General features: G+C 70.6%; 18 protein-coding genes and 1 other RNA gene. 5 read left to right on the forward strand and 14 right to left on the reverse strand.

Annotated features, from left to right (window positions below; genetic code table 11):
- The 6 genes from ftsL to GXW78_RS18335 all read right to left on the reverse strand — a co-directional run.
- A partial coding sequence (gene ftsL / locus GXW78_RS18310) for a cell division protein FtsL (RefSeq protein WP_456307087.1) occupies nt 1-522 on the reverse strand: 522 nt, incomplete at its 3' end.
- Nucleotides 519-1,457 (reverse strand): 16S rRNA (cytosine(1402)-N(4))-methyltransferase RsmH, encoded by a 939-nt coding sequence (gene rsmH, locus GXW78_RS18315; protein ID WP_211870295.1) that lies wholly within the window; start codon nt 1,455-1,457, stop codon nt 519-521. The genes rsmH and ftsL, both read right to left, overlap by 4 nt.
- Nucleotides 1,454-1,933, reverse strand: a complete 480-nt coding sequence (locus GXW78_RS18320) for a division/cell wall cluster transcriptional repressor MraZ (protein ID WP_211870296.1) — start codon at nt 1,931-1,933, stop codon at nt 1,454-1,456. The genes rsmH and GXW78_RS18320 overlap by 4 nt, the downstream gene beginning before the upstream one ends.
- A gap of 371 nt (nt 1,934-2,304) precedes the next feature.
- A complete protein-coding gene (locus tag GXW78_RS18325) occupies nt 2,305-2,844 on the reverse strand; it encodes a thiol-disulfide oxidoreductase DCC family protein (protein ID WP_211870297.1) in 540 nt (179 codons plus the stop codon).
- A gap of 175 nt (nt 2,845-3,019) precedes the next feature.
- Nucleotides 3,020-3,414: RNase P RNA component class A (rnpB, locus tag GXW78_RS18330), an RNA gene on the reverse strand.
- Nucleotides 3,415-3,448: 34 nt separating this feature from the next.
- Nucleotides 3,449-4,354 carry a LysR substrate-binding domain-containing protein gene (locus GXW78_RS18335; RefSeq protein ID WP_211870298.1) on the reverse strand — a complete coding sequence of 302 codons (906 nt, stop codon included), beginning with the start codon at nt 4,352-4,354 and terminating at the stop codon, nt 3,449-3,451.
- A 117-nt stretch (nt 4,355-4,471) separates the two neighbouring features.
- On the opposite strand from GXW78_RS18335, the gene GXW78_RS18340 reads away from it, so the two are divergent.
- From GXW78_RS18340 to GXW78_RS18350, 3 genes are all read left to right on the forward strand, one after another.
- Nucleotides 4,472-4,723, forward strand: a complete 252-nt coding sequence (locus GXW78_RS18340) for a DUF1127 domain-containing protein (RefSeq protein ID WP_211870299.1) — start codon at nt 4,472-4,474, stop codon at nt 4,721-4,723.
- A 355-nt stretch (nt 4,724-5,078) separates the two neighbouring features.
- On the forward strand, nt 5,079-5,495 hold the full coding sequence (locus GXW78_RS18345) for an MbcA/ParS/Xre antitoxin family protein (RefSeq protein ID WP_211870300.1): 417 nt from the start codon (nt 5,079-5,081) through the stop codon (nt 5,493-5,495).
- Nucleotides 5,492-6,214 carry an RES family NAD+ phosphorylase gene (locus GXW78_RS18350; protein WP_338147781.1) on the forward strand — a complete coding sequence of 241 codons (723 nt, stop codon included), beginning with the start codon at nt 5,492-5,494 and terminating at the stop codon, nt 6,212-6,214. The genes GXW78_RS18345 and GXW78_RS18350 overlap by 4 nt, the downstream gene beginning before the upstream one ends.
- Here the strand turns inward: GXW78_RS18350 and GXW78_RS18355 are convergent.
- From GXW78_RS18355 to GXW78_RS18390, 8 genes are all read right to left on the reverse strand, one after another.
- Complete coding sequence (locus tag GXW78_RS18355) at nt 6,192-7,196, reverse strand: lipid A deacylase LpxR family protein (RefSeq protein WP_211870452.1); 1,005 nt, start codon at nt 7,194-7,196, stop codon at nt 6,192-6,194. The two genes, GXW78_RS18350 and GXW78_RS18355, sit on opposite strands and share 23 nt — an antisense overlap.
- 22 nt (nt 7,197-7,218) lie before the next feature.
- Nucleotides 7,219-8,196 carry an asparaginase gene (locus GXW78_RS18360; protein WP_211870302.1) on the reverse strand — a complete coding sequence of 326 codons (978 nt, stop codon included), beginning with the start codon at nt 8,194-8,196 and terminating at the stop codon, nt 7,219-7,221.
- Nucleotides 8,193-9,818, reverse strand: coding sequence for an MFS transporter (locus GXW78_RS18365; protein WP_246522366.1), 1,626 nt, complete (start codon nt 9,816-9,818; stop codon nt 8,193-8,195). Before GXW78_RS18365 ends, GXW78_RS18360 begins: the two co-directional genes overlap by 4 nt.
- 22 nt (nt 9,819-9,840) lie before the next feature.
- Nucleotides 9,841-10,842, reverse strand: a complete 1,002-nt coding sequence (glsA, locus tag GXW78_RS18370) for a glutaminase A (RefSeq protein WP_211870303.1) — start codon at nt 10,840-10,842, stop codon at nt 9,841-9,843.
- A gap of 185 nt (nt 10,843-11,027) precedes the next feature.
- A complete protein-coding gene (locus tag GXW78_RS18375; RefSeq protein WP_211870304.1) occupies nt 11,028-11,600 on the reverse strand; it encodes a PqiC family protein in 573 nt (190 codons plus the stop codon).
- 4 nt (nt 11,601-11,604) lie between these two features.
- On the reverse strand, nt 11,605-13,296 hold the full coding sequence (locus GXW78_RS18380) for a PqiB family protein (protein WP_211870305.1): 1,692 nt from the start codon (nt 13,294-13,296) through the stop codon (nt 11,605-11,607).
- Entirely contained in the window at nt 13,296-14,624 is a 1,329-nt protein-coding gene (locus GXW78_RS18385) for a paraquat-inducible protein A (protein ID WP_211870306.1), read from the reverse strand. Before GXW78_RS18385 ends, GXW78_RS18380 begins: the two co-directional genes overlap by 1 nt.
- Before the next feature lie 45 nt (nt 14,625-14,669).
- Nucleotides 14,670-15,317 carry an aspartate/glutamate racemase family protein gene (locus GXW78_RS18390; RefSeq protein ID WP_211870307.1) on the reverse strand — a complete coding sequence of 216 codons (648 nt, stop codon included), beginning with the start codon at nt 15,315-15,317 and terminating at the stop codon, nt 14,670-14,672.
- Between the two features lie 142 nt (nt 15,318-15,459).
- On the opposite strand from GXW78_RS18390, the gene GXW78_RS18395 reads away from it, so the two are divergent.
- Nucleotides 15,460-16,257 carry an MBL fold metallo-hydrolase gene (locus GXW78_RS18395; protein ID WP_211870308.1) on the forward strand — a complete coding sequence of 266 codons (798 nt, stop codon included), beginning with the start codon at nt 15,460-15,462 and terminating at the stop codon, nt 16,255-16,257.
- Nucleotides 16,254-17,036, forward strand: a complete 783-nt coding sequence (locus tag GXW78_RS18400) for a class II aldolase/adducin family protein (protein WP_211870309.1) — start codon at nt 16,254-16,256, stop codon at nt 17,034-17,036. The genes GXW78_RS18395 and GXW78_RS18400 overlap by 4 nt, the downstream gene beginning before the upstream one ends.
- The last annotated feature ends 63 nt before the right edge of the window (nt 17,037-17,099 follow it).

Consider the following 17,099-nt stretch of genomic DNA (forward strand, 5'->3'; position numbering starts at 1 on the left):
GACAACCGGCGCGGGCGCCGGGGCCGGACGCACCGCAGCAATCACCGGCGCGGCAGCCGCCGCGACCACCGCAGCCGGGTCGGGCACCGCCGGTTCCGGCACAGCAACCGCAGCCGCGGCGAGCGTGACCGCCGGCAGGTCCCGCGGTGCCGCCGTTGCGATCGCCATCGGCGCCGCGCTGCCGTCACCCGGCGGCTCGGTCGGCGCGAATAGGGACGGCGCGCCGGCGAACTGCCGCGGACCCGGCAGCCGGCGGTCGAGGTCGCTCTGCCGTACGAACTGCGTCGGCGTCATCGCCTCCAGCGAGAGATGCCGCTGCGCTACCCGCCGGAGCCGGTCGGGCTCGTTCAGCAACGCCCACTCGGCGCGCAGCACCTGGGTGCGTTCGCGCGCCTGCTCGGTCTGTCGGTTCACCTCGCGAAGCTGCCGGTCGAGCTGCGCGACCGAGTGCTTGACCTGGTAGAGGTACAGCCCCGCACCGGCGGCGGCGCAGAGGGTGACGAGGGTCAGGGGGCGGATCATGCGGCCTCCTCCAGTCGTTCCAACGCCCGAAGGCGGGCCGAGCGGGCGCGGGGATTGGTCGACGTCTCCGCCTCGGTGGGGCGGAGCGCGCGGGATGTGATGAGACGGAACCGTGGCGCGCTGCGGGACGTGAGCGCGGCAGGATCGTGGCGCGAGGCACCGCCTGCGCGGCCGGCCGCATCCGCCATGAAGCGCTTGGCGATGCGGTCCTCGAGCGAATGGAAGGCGACGACGACGAGCCGCCCGCCCGGGGCGAGCAGCTTCGCCGCGGCGGCGAGGCCGCGCTCGACTTCGCCGAGCTCGTCATTCACCGCGAGGCGCAGCGCCTGGAAGGAGCGCGTCGCGCCGTCGATGCCGGACGGGTCGCGCGGCACCTTAGACCGGACGAGCGCCGCGAGGTCGCCGGTCGTCTCGAAGCGCTGCTCCCTGCGGCGCTCGACGATGGCGCGCGCGATGCGACGGGAGAAGCGCTCCTCGCCGAGGCGGTAGAGAATGTCGGCGAGCTCGCCCTCGGGGAGCGTGTTCACGAGATCGGCGGCGGAGGGGCCGTCCTTCTCCATGCGCATGTCGAGCGGGCCGTCGGCGCGAAAGGAGAAGCCGCGTTCCGCTTGGTCGAGCTGGAAGGAGGAGACGCCGAGATCCATCACCACGCCGTCGAGAGCGGTGACGCCCTGCGCGGTGAGGTGGTCGAGCATGTCGCCGAAGCGACCTTCGATGAGACGCAGCCGCGGCGCGAAGCGCGCGGCGAGCGCGGCACCGCGGGCGATGGCATCCGGGTCGCGATCCATGGCGAACAACGTGCAACCCGGCGCGGAGTCGAGGATAGCCGTGGCGTAGCCGCCGCCGCCGAAGGTGCAATCAAGATATCTCGCGTCGCCGTGAGGCGAGAGGGTCGCGAGGACCTCGTTGAGCATCACGGGGAGGTGGCCGCTCATGCCGCACCTCCCTCCGGGCGCGGCGGGGCGGCGGGGGAGGGCAGCGTCAGGCGGAAGTCGCGCGCCCGGGCGCGGGCGTCGCGCATGTAGGCCACGGCGCGCTCGCTGTCCCAGATCTGGAAGCATTGGTTGGCGCCGAGGAAGGAGATGGTCTCGGTCAGGCCGGCCTCGGCGATATGGTCCTCGGGCAGGACCAGGCGGCCTTCGCCATCGGGGCGGGCCTGATGCGCCGAGGCGAACAGCGCGCCGGCGAGATTTTCCGAGGCGTCGGAAAAGATGTCGAGGCTGCTGTGGCCGGCCGACAGGGCGGCGAAGGCGGGTGCCGGCCAGGCCTCGATGCAGGGATGGCGGAAAGACGGAAAAAGCACGATGTCGGTGGTTCCCAGGGCTTCGAGGACGGCGCGGAACGAGGCGGGAACCGAGATGCGGCCCTTCTTGTCCAACTTGCCCTTGTGCGTGCCCAGGAACTGGGTCATCGCCCCCCGCTGACGGCCCCGCGATGCCGTTGATGAAGCCTGTTTTGTTCCGGATCAGCGGCCGGCGAGGCCCCCCGACCTCGCCGGCTCGCCCGACCATCCCGCTCCGGAACCCTCTCGCCCCCCCGAGCGTTTGTGGGATCCTCACGGGATGACATGGGATAACACGGGAAATTCTGGGACAGCAAGGGAGAAAGAATCTTACGATACCGGTGTGTTGCGCAAAAAACACCACGATTACTTGCGCTTAAAGCGACAGCCTGAATCATTGGGCGAGCTATGGCGAGAGGTTTATCGGGCCGAGCGGCGAAAACCTCATGCCACGGCAATCATCGTCGCCGTTTCGGGAGCGGTGCTGCCTTTCGGCGGGCTCAGGACGTCGCTGGCCGGCCGCGAACGCCGATGAAGCGATGCCTTTGGTCCGCCGGCACTACGGTGCAGTCGGAGCGCTGGCCGAACCAGCGATAGCGCCGCCTGGCGACGAAGCCATAGACGGCGTCGCGCAGCGGCCGGGGAACGAGGCGGAGCACGGCGAGCCAGCGCCAGGGTGCGCGCAAGTGCCGCAGCACTATCATCCCGGCATCGGACCGCAGCAGGGCAACCGAACCGTCGATGACGGCGAAGGTGTCGTTCAGATCCTGCCGCGCCAGCCCGTGGCGCGCGGCGAGGGCCAGGCCTTCTTCCGACCAGGCACCGGCAAAGCGCAGCACCGGCGCGCTTTCCCGCGCCAGGACGAAGGCCACCATGCTGCTGCACAGCACGCAGTCGGTGTCGAACAGAATGATAGGGCCGCCGGCGTCCATGCCGCGATCATAGAGCGATCGGCCGAGGGCGCGCCCATGATCACCGGAACAGCGGATCGCGGCCAAGCCGCGCGGATGCGCGGCGCCCGTCGCCAGAGCGATGGACATGAACGGATCGCGGCCAAGCCGCGATCCGGGAGCGCACGGCGCGACCGCGCCCAGATTACCAGCCGCCGCCAATGCGCCAGTGCGTGGCGCGAAGGCAAGCCGGCCGGATGGCCGGCGCCCGCCGTCCGAGGGATCGATCAAAGACTCAGCTTTTCGCCGCCTGCCGGCGGCGAAAAGCGTCAGACGGCCTGTAAGCCGGGTTCTGTCATGCCCGTTGCCGGGCATGGACGGCCATTCCTCTGGAACCCGCATCGCTGCGGGCTTCGCGCGGCCAACCCGGGCGGAAGGGCGGGACCGCCCCTGCGACAACGCGTTGCCGCGCCTCGCCGTCCGCCCCTATTCGGCCTTGCTCCCGGTGGGGTTTGCCGTGCCGCCGCCGTTGCCGGAAGCGCGGTGGGCTCTTACCCCACCGTTTCACCCTTGCCGCGGCATGCCGCGGCGGTCTGTTCTCTGTGGCACTTTCCCTGGGGTCGCCCCCGCCGGCCATTGGCCGGCACCGTAGTCCCGTGGAGCCCGGACTTTCCTCCAGCCCGCGATCGCTCGCGAACCAGCGGCCGTCCGGCCGTCTGACGCGGGCTCCTGTGCCCCCGCGCGGGGCCGCCCGTCAAGGCGATGCCGCTGTCTCCGCACGCATCCAATCCCACAGGACCTGTGCCGGCCGGCGCAGCGGCCCCGCGGGCCGCGCCAGGTGGAACGCGCGTGGCCCAGGCGCAGCGAAGGGATGCGCATAGACCAGCCGCCCCGAGGCAATCTCCCGCTCCGCCAGATCCCCGCGCGTGAGGGCGATGCCGAGCCCGGCGGCAGCGGCTTCCAGGGTCAGGCCGAAATCGCTGAACACCACGCCGTTGGCCGGCAGCCCGCCCTTCCAGCCGGCCGCTGCCAGCCACCCCGCCCAATGGTCGCGGTTGACGTCGAAGATCAGCGGCAGGCGTTCGGCGAGGGCCTTGATCGACGGCGTGCCCCGCAGCTTGAACTGCGGCGAACAGACGGGGCGCAGCGTCTCGGGCATCAGCAGCTCCGCCTCGAGCCCCGGCCAGGGCGGCGCACCGTGGCGCACCAGGAAGTCGAGCCCGTCGCGCCGCGCATCCTGCAGCTCGGTCGTCGCGACGACCTCGACGCGGATTGCAGGATGCGCCTTGGCGAAGGTCGGCAGGCGCGGCAGCAGCCAGCGCGCCGCGAAGGTCGGCACCACGCCGACGCGGACCTCCGCTCCGCCGTCCTGCGCGCGCCGGCGCCCGCGGGCCGCTGCCCGTCGCGTCGCATCCTCGATGCCGGCGAGCAGCGGCGCGATCTCGGCATGGTAGCGGATGGCCAGGGCGGTCGGCTCCGCGCCGCGGGGCCCGCGGCGGAACAGCGGCGCGCCGAGCATGGCCTCCAGCGCCGCGACATGGCGGCTGACGGCGCCATGGGTCAGGCCCAGCGCAGCGCCGCCCCGCCCGAAGCTGCCGGCGCGCAACGCGGCATCGAGCGCGCGAAGCTGCTCCATGCTGGGCAGGCGGGTCGGGCGCATGAGCGTGAGTATTCCTCACATCCCCCGTGAATGCGAGGCGCTTCCGCGAGCCATGCCATGCGCGCAAAGCTTCCCGGCACGGCGCCACCCGCAACCCGGCGCCGCAGGAGCAGACCAATGTCCGTCGAACGCATCGCCAACCCCCTCCGGACCGCAGGGCGCCGGGTCTCGGCCACGACGCCGGGGCCGTTTGCACGCCTCTGGTTCGCAGCGGCCGTCGCGATGGAGCGTCGACGCGCCCTGACGATGATCGGGCAAATGGACGACCGCATGCTGCGCGACATCGGAATCCACCGTGGCGACGCGGAACGCGCGGTGAGCGAAGGCCGGGACATGATGAAGCCAGTGCTGCCGTGGTGGGAGAAATGACGCCGCAGGGAGTTGCCTGACCGGCCGAAGGACAGGAACCGGGCGGGGCGCCGCCCCTCCCGGACCCTCCCCGCCAAAGGCCGAAGGGCCTTTGGAAACCTCGATCCGGTGTCGTGCGCGACGAGCGGTCAGGGCGGCGGCCGCGGGTCCTGGGCTCGACGCGGAGCAGAAGCCCCGGACTGCGGGACGCATAACCCTTCCACAAGACAGTTGGCCCTTTCAGCGGGGCGAAGCGCTGGCGCGCATGAGGGAAAAAGCGCGGTTCTCCGAGGTGCGTCAGTTAGAATGCACGCTGCGCCTATTGCCATTTGGCGTCTAAGTAATAATATAAAGCCAAATGGCAAAGGATGCGACCATGGTCGCTTTCTCGGAAGTCGCGATCGCAACTCTTCCGCCCAGCGGGGCCGCCATCACCGACGCCGAAGCCGCGGCGATGTTCCGCGCCGCGCTGAATCTGTTCGAGAAATGGGGTGTCAGTGACGAGCAGGCCAGCCTGCTGCTCGACGTGCCGCCCCGCACCTACGCCCGCTGGAAGGCGGACCGGCGCCCGGGCCGGATGGGCCGCGACGACAAGGCGCGGCTGTCGAACCTCATGGGCATTCACAAGGCATTGCGCCTGATCTTCAAGGAACCGGTACGCGGCTATCGCTGGGTGAAGGCGCCGAACGACGCCTTTGGTGGCCGGTCGGCGCTCGATGTCATGGTGGGTGGCGAACTGACGGACCTGATGCGCGTGCGCCGCTACCTGGATGCCGAGCGCGGCGCGTGGTGACGGCGCCCATCGCGCCGGTCCGCGGGGACGGTGCACGGCGCATCATCCGCAGCCTCTACCCGCCGATCGACCTGTTCGAGGACATCGCCGACCCGGCCGACTGGCCGCTGCTGATCGCCGCCGAGACCAAGACCAACCCGCGCCTCGCCGAGACCATCGGCAATCTCGACCTCGTCCCGCCCGCGCGCCGCGTATCCGGCCCCGGCGCCAGCTATCTGATGGCGCCGTTCACCCATGTCAGCCTCGACCGGCCGAGCCGCTTCAGCCGCGGTCAGTACGGTGTGCTCTACATCGCCAGCCGGTACGAGACGGCGCTCGCCGAGACGATCCACCATCACCAGCGCTTCATGGTGGCGACGAAGGAGGCGCCGGGCTGGACCTCCCAGTTCAGGGAATTGGTCCTCGACGTCGCGGCCGAGCTTCATGACATCCGCGGTGCGGATCCCGCCTTCGCGCCCTTCCTGGCGGCGGACGACTACGCCGCGCCGCAGGTCCTGGCCGCCGGGCTGCGGGCCGCCGGGGCCGACGGGGTCGTGTATCCGAGCGTTCGCGATCCGGCCGGCGAGTGCGTCGCGCTGTTCCACCCCGACCTCGCGGCCAATGTCCGGCAGGGCCGGCACCTCGACTACCACTGGGATGGCACGAGGGTCGATTTCGTGCGGGAGAACGCGACCCCGGCCCGCGTCTTCGCCGTGCTCAGAACTGCACGGACAGGCTGACCGAGCCGAACTGCGCCGTCTCCCGCTGCGTCTGGAATTCCCGCGTGCGGGCGGCGTAGGAGAACGTCAGACGCCCGAGCGGCGTGAACACGGCGACGCCGGCACTGACCTCGCCGATGAAGTATTCCTTGTCCACGTGGCGGCTGTCCTGCCAGGCGTTGCCGTCGAGGAAGATGTCGTACGCCACGCCGCGCACGTCGAAGCCGCCGAAGACATACCAGCCCCAGGGCCGCTCCGGGACATAGAAGGACGAACCGGAGATCGAGGGCCGCATGCGCGGCGGGCCGAAATCCGACCTCAGCTCATTGCCCACCCTGACCATGAGCCCGGCGGAGGCATAGGTCTGCACGTTGCCGAGGCTCGCCGTCAGACTGGGCACGAAGCCGACCGAGACGTCGTCGACGATCGGCTCGCTGTTGAAGCGCCACTGCCGCGTGAGCACCAGGTTGATGCCCGGCTCGTCCTTGAGCTGGTAGTCCCAGCCATAGGCGCGGTCGATGTTCAGCAGGTCGTGCACGCCGTTCTGCACCTGCTCGCCCAGCGCGCTCCGCCCGACCATGCCGAGCTGCAGCTCGATGCTGCCATAGGAGCTGGGCGTGGTGGAGGACAGGCTGATCGCGCCGTAGAGCCAGCCGGCATAGGGTCGGTCATTCGGGTCCGGGTTGCGGAGCGCGGTGTCCTCGGGCGTGAAGATGCTCTGCCCGAAGGCCAGCCCCCAGCGCAGCGTCCCGCCCGCCGGCAGCACGATGCCGGGCCCGTTGGCGATCCAGGATGGCGGCTCATAGGGCGCCGAGCGCCACGCGAGCTGGAAGCCGCTCGTATAGTAGCGGTCGGTGCCGGCGAAGGTGTCGTTCTCGTAGGTCAGGGTGAAGGTGCCGAAGCGAGGCTCCGGCCCGGGCACCGCCTGCTGGGCGACGGCGGGCGCGGCGAGCAGGAGCCCGGCGAGGGCCGCTGCGGCATGCTTCGGATGGAGGATGACCATGGTCACGCGGTCCTTCTGGCGATCACTGATACGCGGCAAAGGCCGCCCCGGTTTCCGCATGGTCTCCACGCAGGGTGAGTCCCAGCAGCAACCGGGCCTTCAGCGCCGATAGCGTCCCCGCCGGGATCAGCCCGCGGCGGATCAGGTCGATCTCGCCACCCGCATAGCCATAGGTGCCGGTGAAGACCGGCCCGGTGCCGCAGCGGGAGGCGAGCACCACCGGCATCCGCGCCGCGAGCGCGCCCACCGCCTCGACCGCGTCGGCGGGTACATGGCCGGCGCCCATCGCCTCGATCACCGCGCCGGCGTAGCCGAGATCGGGCAGGGCGGACAGGAGCCGCCCGTCATCGCCCATCGCCCAACTGATCAGCGCGACCGGCGCCGGTGGGCCGAGGCCCACAGGCAGGATGGGCAGCCTGGCGACGCGAGCCAGGATGCGAACCCGATCCTCGGCGACCATCCCGAGCGGACCCGCCATCGGCGAGGCGAAGGAGGAGGTCAGCGCGGTGTGCGATTTCTGCACGAAGCGCGCCGCGTGGATCTCGTCGTTCAGCACGGCGAGCGCCCCCAGCCCGCGCGCCGCGTCCGAGGCCGCGACCCGCGCCGCGGCGAGCAGGTTCGCCGGCCCGTCCGCCCCCGGCGTCGCCGCGCCGCGCATCGCCCCGGTGACGACCACCGGCTTGTCGCCCGGGATCAGCAGGTCGAGCAGGAAGACGGATTCCTCGATCGTATCCGTGCCCTGGATGACGACGGCGCCGTCCGCACCGTCCGCGAAGGCTGCCTCGATGCGCTGTGCCACATCGAGGAGATGGGCCGGCGTGAGGGACGGGCTCGGCAGCCGGGCAGGGCTGTCGGCCTCGATGTCCGCGACCGCCGCGAGGTCCGGCACCGAAGCCACCAGTTCCGCCGCGCCGAGCTTCGGCGCGATACCGCCCGCGGCCGAAGGCACCATGGTGATGGTGCCGCCGAGCGAGAGCAGCAGCAGGCGCGGTCGCGTCATGCCTTCGCGCCGCGCGGGGTGATGCCGTCGGGGATTTCCCCGGGGCGGTAGGCGGGCAGGCGGCCGGCGGGGATGATCGCGAGCGCCGCGAGCAACGCCATCAGCAACAGGCCGATCTTGAGCGCCTGGAGCCGCGCCTCGGCGTTCACGCGCACCGCCTCGGCGGCCTCCGCGGGACCCGCGCCGGTCGCCTCCATGATGCCGAGAAGGCGGTCGTTGCTCACGAAGTTGATGCTGTCGAGGTCGATCTGGGAGACCACCGCCGGCGGCAGCTGCGGATTGTCCGCGATGCGGACCATGATGCCGGCGGACAGCAGCCCGACCAGCAGCGCGCCGGCGACCGCCGTGCCGACGCCGGCAGCGAGGTTCTGTGTGGTGCCGCGCAGCGAGCCCACGTCGCCGGCCAGCGACTTCGGCGCGGCGGTGACCAGCACGTTGAACACCAGCGTCACCAGCGCACCCTGTCCGATGCCGAAGGTGATCAGCCCCAGCATGACCGGGATGGCCGACCAGTCGTTGCGCACCACCCAGGCGAGCCAGAGCAGGCCGATCACGCACAGCACGAACCCGCCCTGCGCGATGCGCCGCGGCGCCACCCTGTCGTACAGCTTCACCACCAGCATGGCGGTGAAGAAGACGGTCAGGTTGAAGGGCATCATCGCGATCGCGGTTTCGATCGGCGTGCGCCCCTGCACGATCTGGATGTAGAGGGGCACGGTGAAGTTCAGCATGGCCTCGAGCCCGACCACGGTGAACATCGCATAGACCGCGGCCCGCTCGCGGCTGCTGCTGATGACGGAAAGGTCGAGCAGCGGCGTGCCGCCGCGCGCGGTCACGCGCTTGCACCAGGCGATGAAGGACTGCAGCAGGATAGCACCGACGACGATCATGATCGGCGCCGGCGACAGCCCGAACACGTTGAACGGCGCCCCGGGGCGCGCGACACCGAGCCCCCAGCGGTTCAAGTTGTTGAAGCCGAAGACGATCATGATGATCGCCGCGGCGGCGAGCGCGACGCCGATCAGGTCGATCTTCACCTCGGGCCGTGCATCTTCGGGCTTCAGCCGGAAGGACAGCCAGAACACGACGGCCGCGGCGACGACCAGGATCCCGAAGACCGGCCGCCAGCCGATGAAGGTGCCGAGCATGCCGCCGATCAGGAAGGCGGCGACACCCGCCGCGGCGCGCGCGGACCCCAGCGCGCCCACCGCCGTCGCCTGCTGCGCGCCGCGATAGTGATGGGCGATCAGCGCCACCAGCGCCGGCACGATGACCGAGGCGGCGAGGCCCGCCAGCAACTGCGCCCCCAGCATCACCGGCGCCGCCCAGGACACCACCATCAGCATCTGCGCGACGGCGAAGACGCCGATCACCGCCCGGAACACCGCGGTCGAGCCGAAGCGCTGCACCAGCTTTGCGCCCAGCATGACGAAGCCGGCCACGGAGAGCGAATACATCACGATGCCCGTCGCGACCGTCGTCGGCGGTACGCCGAAGCTCGCGACCATCCCCGCCAGTGACACCGGCAGGGCGGCGACGTTGAAGGACATCAGCATTTGCCCGAGCGCGATGGCGATCATCGGCACCCAGGATTCCCGAACTTCGACAGCATCCGTGTTCATGACGGCGTTCCCCCTGCCGGTCTCAGGCCGGCTGCGATGCGAACAGGTTGAGGCCCAGGCGCTCCGACAGGAAGCGCGTGACGAGCTGCCCGCGCACGCTATTGCCGGCGGCATCGAGCGGCGGCGAGAAGACGCCGAGCCCGCCCTTGCCCGGCGCGGTCGTAACAAGGCCGCCGGCGACGCCACTCTTGCCCGGCAACCCGACCTCGTACAGCCAGTCGCCGGACTGCTCGTAGAGCCCGGCGGTCGCCATCACCGCCAGCACGCGCCGGCAGCGATCCTCATCGACCACCCGTTCCTTCGTGACCGGATTCACGCCACCATCGGCCAGCGTCGCCCCCATCACCGCGAGGTCGCGCGCCGTGACGTTCAGGGCGCACTGGCGGGTGTAGATGTCCGTCGCTTCCTCGGGGTCGGAATACATACGGTCGTAGGCGAGCAGCAGCCGGGCGATGCCCTGGTTGCGCTGGTTGGTGGCGGCCTCGGACTCATAAACCTCCTGGTCCATCGTCAGCTCGCGCCCGGCGAAGTGGGACAGGCCGTCGCGGATGAAGCGCCAGCGCTCCTCCGCATTGGCGCCGGGCGCCAGCGATGTCGTCGCGATCGCCCCCGCATTCACCATGGGGTTCATCGTGCGGTCGGCGTTCAGTTCGATCGCCATCACGGAATTGAAGGGCAGTCCGGTCGCGTTCACGCCGATGCTCTGCCGCGCCCGTCCGCCGCCGAGCGCCTGGCAAACCAGCGCGAAGACAAAGGGCTTCGAGATGGACTGAATCGAGAAGGCACGTTCGGCATCGCCAATCGCGTGGACTACCCCGTCCACCCCGGCAATGCAGATACCGAACCAGTCGGCCGACGCCTTCGCGAGCGCGGGGATGTAGTCGGCGACAGTGCCGTCGCCGACGCCGCGGTATCGCTGCCAGGCTTCCTCGACAAGCTCGTCGACCCGCGGATTGGGCGGCAGATGGCCCGTCGAGACGATGGATGGCCCGAAGGCCTCGTCGGTGTGCAGGCGGTCGTGCATGGCGCGTCTTGTCCGTTCCCGTGTCCGCCCTCGGCCCGATACTGGCACAAGGCTGCGCGGATTGCCGCAACGGAGCAGGAGCCGCGGCAGCCGGACACGCTAGACGCCGTGCCGCGGCCCGAGGAGCCTCCGCGCGTCCCGCGGCTGGACAAGGCGTTCCAATATGCCGGCGTGCTGCGATGCGGCTACGGTGCCAGGACGGCCGCCACGGCATCGGCGAGCTGGCCCGCCGCGTCGCTCGCCGCCGCCACGAAGGCGGACATGCCCTCGCCGACGATCGGCGACGACAGCGTCTCGGTGCGCGTGATCTCGCGCCGGCGCGGCTCGCGCAGCGTGACCGCGACCTGCGCCGTCATCGCCAGCGTCTGCGGCCCGCTCTGCACCAGGCGCTGGAGGTTCACCTCGACGATCGCCTCGGGCGTCACCGAGATGGCGCCGCCGGACGCGAACACATTCGACCGCGGCAGGCGCTGCGCGAGGTTCTCCACCAGCAGCCGCGTCATCATGGTGTCGAGGTTCTCCGCCCACCAGTCATTGCCCGAGACGGCGAGGCGGAACTCATCCACCGAGCGGACGATCTGCACGCGGTCGAGATACCGCGCCAGCGAGACCTCCCGCACCGCGACATTCGCCGGCCCGCGGCGGCGCGGCGTGCCGGGCGCCGGCAGCAGCGTGTAGAGCCGGGGCTCCTCCGACCGGCAGGCTGCGAGCATGGTCAGCGCGGCGAGCGGCGCGGCCTGGCGGCGGAAAAGCGTCATGCGGTCAGGGCCCTTGCGTGGAGCGCCCCCGGATCAGCGATTCCGGGTTGCGGTTGAGCTGGTCCATCAGGCTGCGCAGCGATCGCGCGGCGACGGTGATCTGTTCGAGCATGCGTTCCAGGTCACGCTGGAACTGCGATTCACTGCCATAGCCGCGATTGGTCGACAGAATCAGCTGGTTCGCCTGGGCGACCGTGTTGTTCAGGTTCGTCATGATCTGCGGCAGGCTGCGCAGCGCCGGCTGCAACGAGGCGTCGAGCCGCCGCATCGTCTCCTCCGCCGCCGTCAGCGTCCCCTGCAGCGCGGTGAGCGAGGCGCGCAGTTCGGGCCCGCGCACCAGCGCGTTCACGCCGGCGACCGTGTTGTCCACATTCCGGCCGATATCGGCCCAGGGCATCCCCTCGATCGCGGTGAGCACGCGATTCACCCCTTCCATGATCGAGGCGAACTGCCCCGGCACGGACGGCATCACGATCACGCCGTTCTCCATGGTGATCTCGGCGGGCGTCGCATTCTCGATCATCTCTAGCGCGATCTGCTGCTGGCCGGTGATGAGATTCGCGCTGACCAGCCGTGCGCGCATGCCCTGCCGCACCAGCGTGCGCGCATTCTCGAGCGCGCCGCGCTGCTGCACCTGGAACGAACCGGCGATACGGTCGGGCTCGATCTCATAGCGCACGGGGACGCGAAGGCTGTTGGTCGTGGCGTCGTAGGTCAGGTCGTAGCCCAGCACCTCCCCGATGCGCACGCCCTGGAAGGTGACGGCGGCGCCGGGCGACAGGCCGGTGATGGAATCGGTGAAATAGGAGATCACCGGGATGCGCCGCGTGATCGCCGCGTTGTTCGCTGCCTCCTGGGTCGCATACAGGCGGAAGGTGTCGCGTGCCGCCACCGGGCGCCCGGTGCGCGCGGCCTCCGGCGTCTCGAAGGCGATGCCGCCGAGCAGCAGCGCCCGCAGCGATTCCAGTTGCAGATGGATGCCGTCCGCGCCCATCCGCAGGCTGACGCCCGAGGCGTTCCAGAAGCGCGACCCCTCGCGCACATACTGGTCGAAGGGCGCGCGGATGAAGACGTGGATGGTCACGCTCTGCGCCATGTCGGCGAAGTCCCAGCCCATGACCTGGCCGACGTCGATGTCGCGGTAGAAGACCGGCGAGCCGAGGCTGATGGAGCCGATCCGGTCCGCCTGCAGCAGGAAGGTGCGCCCCGGTTCCTGCGCGGTCAGCAGGGGCGGGTCCTCGAGCCCCGTGAAATGGCGCGCCGGCTGGCCGCTCGCAGTCGGCGCCGGCGCGACCTGGATGTAGGAGCCGGAGAGCAGAGTATCGAGCCCGGAGATGGACCCCGCGAACAGCCGCGGCTTCACCACCCAGAATCGGGCATTTTCGGTCAGCAGCGGCGTGGCGGCGCGCGTGGTGCGCACGGTCATCGTAACATGCTCGAGGTCCGGCGACAGCGCGATGTCCTGCACCGTGCCCATCACCACGTCCCGGTAGCGGAGCTGGGACTGCCCGGCCGTCAGCCCCTCCGCCCCGCGGAAGGTGATCGTGATGGTGGGCCCGCGCTCGGCATAGCTGTGCCAGACGAGATAGCCCGCGATCAGCGCCGTGACGATCGGGATGGACCAGATCGGCGACAGCCAGCGGCTGCGTCCGACGCGGGCGGTGGTGATCTTCGCCTGGGGATGATCCGGCGCCATCAGCGTGCCTCCGCCGCCGCGCGGCCGTTCCGCCCGGCGGTGTCCCACATCAGCCGCGGGTCGAAGCCCTCGGCGGCTAGCATGGTCAGGATGACCACGCCGCAGAAGGCGATGGCGCCCACGCCGGGCTCGATGCTGACGATCGAGCCGAAGCGGACCAGCGCCACCAGGATCGTCTCCATGAAGATGTCGATCATCGACCATCGTCCGACGGCATTGACGACGAAGTATAGCCGCGTCCGGTCGCGCAGGCGCTGCCCCCAGCCGCGCTGGCAGGAAACCAGCAGCACTACGAGGCCGAAGATCTTGAGCATCGGCACGGCGACGGAGGCGAAGAACACCAGCGCGGCGAGTGGCCACATCCCGCTGTCCAGCAGCTCGACCACGCCGCCCAGGATGGTGCTGGGCTGGCCCGAGCCGAGCTGGATGAACTGCAGCACGGGGTAGACATTGGCCGGCACGTACAGGATCGCCGCCGCGATCAGCAGCGCCCAGGCGCGGGCCACTGCCTGTGGCTTGCGCGCATGCAGCGTGCTGCCGCAGCGCGGGCATTGGTGGTCGTGGCCATGCGGCAGGCTGACCAGCCCGCAGGTGTGGCAGGACACCGCACCCCCGGTCGGCGCGCGGAGCGCCGTCGCCACATGGTCGATGTCGCCATGCGGCACGCCGCGGCGTTCCATCTCGTCCCACACCGCCTGGCGGTCGAGCACCGCCTCCGCGGCGATCATCGTCAGCATCAGCAATGCCATGGCGTAGAGCGCGACGCCGAGCTCGATATGCACGAGGTCGATCAGCTTGGTGTAGGCGACGAGCACGCCGAGCAGGAACACCTCGACCATCGACCAGGGCCGGAGGTGCTCGACCCAGGCATAGACGCGGCGCACATGGCGCGGCGGGCGCGGCAGCCGCAGCCCGATCAGGACATAGGCCATGGCCGCCAGCTTCGCGACCGGCGCGATGACCGTCGTGAACAGCACGACGATGGTCAGCTCCCACAGCCCGCTCCGCCCCATGTCGACCGGGCCGCTGAACAGGCTCGCATGGCGCACCATGCCGGCGGTGCTGACCGTCATCAGCGTCATCAGGCAGGCGACGGCGAAGATGGATAGCGCCGCGAGGTTCAGCGCCAGCGCCCGCCCCAGCGGATCGACCCGGGCCCGGCGCAGCCCCGAATCGCAGCGGATGCAGCGCGCCGTCTGGCCCGGCAGCAGGGAGGGCAGGGTCTGGAACTGCCCGCAGCTCCCGCATTCGCACAGCCGCGCGGGCGTGCGCCAGGCCTCCATGGCGCCGGCCATGGCGGAATCCGCGGTCGGGGCGGCGAGCGTCATGGCTGCGGTTGTAGCCTGTCCTGCCCGTCGCACCATGGGCGAAGTCTATCCGGATTCGTGCGCGCGCCGCACCGCCAGGGCCACGGCAGCCGGCACCGGCTCGATGACCGGCACGGGCAGGCGCGGCCGCAGCGCCGCGGCCGCCGCGGCAAGCGGCCCACCCCCGATGATCACGGCATCCGGTCCCGCCTCGGCCAGGGCGCGGCGGGCCGCCACCTCCAGCGCGGCTTCGAGCCGCGCCGGATCGGCGGTCAGCGTGGCCGCGTCGCCTTCGGTCAGCCAGGTCCCGGCGAAGGCGCCGCCATGGCCGTAGGCCGCGGCACGTTCCGCGATGGCGTCGGCGAGGAGCGGCGTTGTGGTGACGACGGCGAAGCGCCCATGGTGGGCCGCCTCCGCCATCGCCGCCTCGGCGATGCCGGTCGACGGCGCGGCGGCCCGGGCGGCGTCGAGCCCGGGATCGCCGAAGGCCGCGACGATGATGCCGGCGAAGGGTGCGAGGTCGCTCGCCTGTAACAGGTCCCGCACCGCCTCGGCCGCCGTCGCCAGGGCCGCGGGGTCGGTGATCAGCGGCGCGCCATGCCTCGCCGTCGCACCCTCGATCCCGACGCCGGCGGGCGCGGCACGCCGCGCGATCTCGACCATGAGCGCCGTCGTTCGCGCGTTGGTGTTCGGGTTGACGAGCAGCAGCCGCATGGCATCTCCGGCAGCGGGGCAGGACAGCCTATCCACGGCGCGCCCCGGCGGCCAGGGCAGGCGGCCTTCTCACGACGACGCCGGGCCGGCTGGTCCCCGCCGCTATCCCGTCCTAGGCTTCGTGCCAAGGAAGGACGTCCCGATGAAATGGCAAGGCGGCGGCTGGGATCTCGAGGTCCTGGTGAACGGTTATCCCGGCAAGGCGGTGCCGCATGGCGGCCTCGGCTGGTCCACGGTGGTGCTGCTGCGCGGCCATGGCCGCGTCGTCGTGCTCGACGGCGGCGGCTATGGGCTGCGCAAGGTGCTGGGCGGCATGCTGAAGGACCGCGGCGTCGCCCTCGGCGACGTGACGGACCTGCTGCTGTCCCACGCGCATCACGACCATTCGGTGAATTGGCCGATGTTCCGCGAGGCCCGCATCCATATCGGCCGCAAGGAACTGGCCTGGGCGCTCGGCGTGCCCTGGGGCGAGACGGCGGTGCCCGAGCACGCCATTGCCGCCCTGTCGCAATGGCCGACGCTGCAACTGATGGATGACGGGCAGGAGGTGCTGCCGGGCATCACCGCGCATCTCGCCCCGGGTCACACGCCGGGCCACCTGATCTTCGTCATCGCTGGTAGCGGCCAGGATTGCGTGCTGCTGCAGGACGCGGTGAAGAATCGCGTCGAGCTCAGCACCCACGCCACCGATATGACCTACGACCCGGCCGTCAGCCGCGCGACGATCGAGATGGTGTGGGGCATCTGCCGCGAACGCCCGGGTTGTCTGCTGATCCCCGGCCACGACCTGCCGCTCGTCGTCGAGAACGGCGTGCCGCGTGCCATCGGCAAGCACCAGGCCGCCATCCGCGGCTGGTTCGGTGCGACCCTCGACGAGATGACCCGCTTCGACCTCGCCCCTCTGCAACCGGAGCCCTCGGCGGAAGGATCAACGCCATGAACGAGACATCCGCGCTCAGCATCGCGCCCATCCAGGCCTCGGTCAGCGCGGCCGAATGGCAGGCGCGCGTCGATCTCGCCGCCTGCTACCGGCTGTGTGACCGCTACGGCATGTCGGACATGATCTACACCCACATCACGGCCCGCGTGCCAGATGCGCCGGGGCAGTTCCTGATCAATCCGAACGGCATGCTGTTCAGCGAGATCACCGCATCCTCCCTGCTGAAGGTGAACGGGGAGGGCGAGGTGCTGTATCGCCCCGACCTGCCTTACGGCCTACATCCCGCGGGCTTCACCATCCATTCGGCGATCTATCGCGCGCGGCCCGATGCGATGGCGGCGATGCACACCCACACCATCGCCGGCATGGCGGTCTCCGCGCTCAAATGCGGGCTGCTGCCGCTGACGCAGACGGCGACGCGCTTCTATGGCCGCATCGCCTATCACGATTTCCGCGGCCCGGAGCGCGACCCGTCCGAGCGCGACCTGCTGGCGCATTCGATCGGCCCGCTGAACTACTGCATCCTGCGCAACCACGGGCTGCTGACGCTCGGGCCGAGCGTGCCGGAAGCCTTCATCGCGATGTGGGGCATGGAGCGCGCCTGCCAGGCGCAGCTCGCCGCCATGGCCTGCAACACCGAACTCGAAATGCCGAGCCCGGAAGTCGTGGAGAAATCCTGCTCCATGTACGCGCCCGGCAAGTCGCGCAGCTACGGGCTGCTGGAATGGCCAGGGCTGCTGCGCATGCTCGACCGCACCGATCCCGGCTTCCGCGACTGACGGGGCTGCCCGGCCGGCGCCCAGCGCGCCGGCCGCGACGCGCCGCGCATGGTTCGGCGCATT

Source organism: Neoroseomonas terrae (assembly GCF_018129025.1).
Lineage (GTDB): Bacteria > Pseudomonadota > Alphaproteobacteria > Acetobacterales > Acetobacteraceae > Neoroseomonas > Neoroseomonas terrae.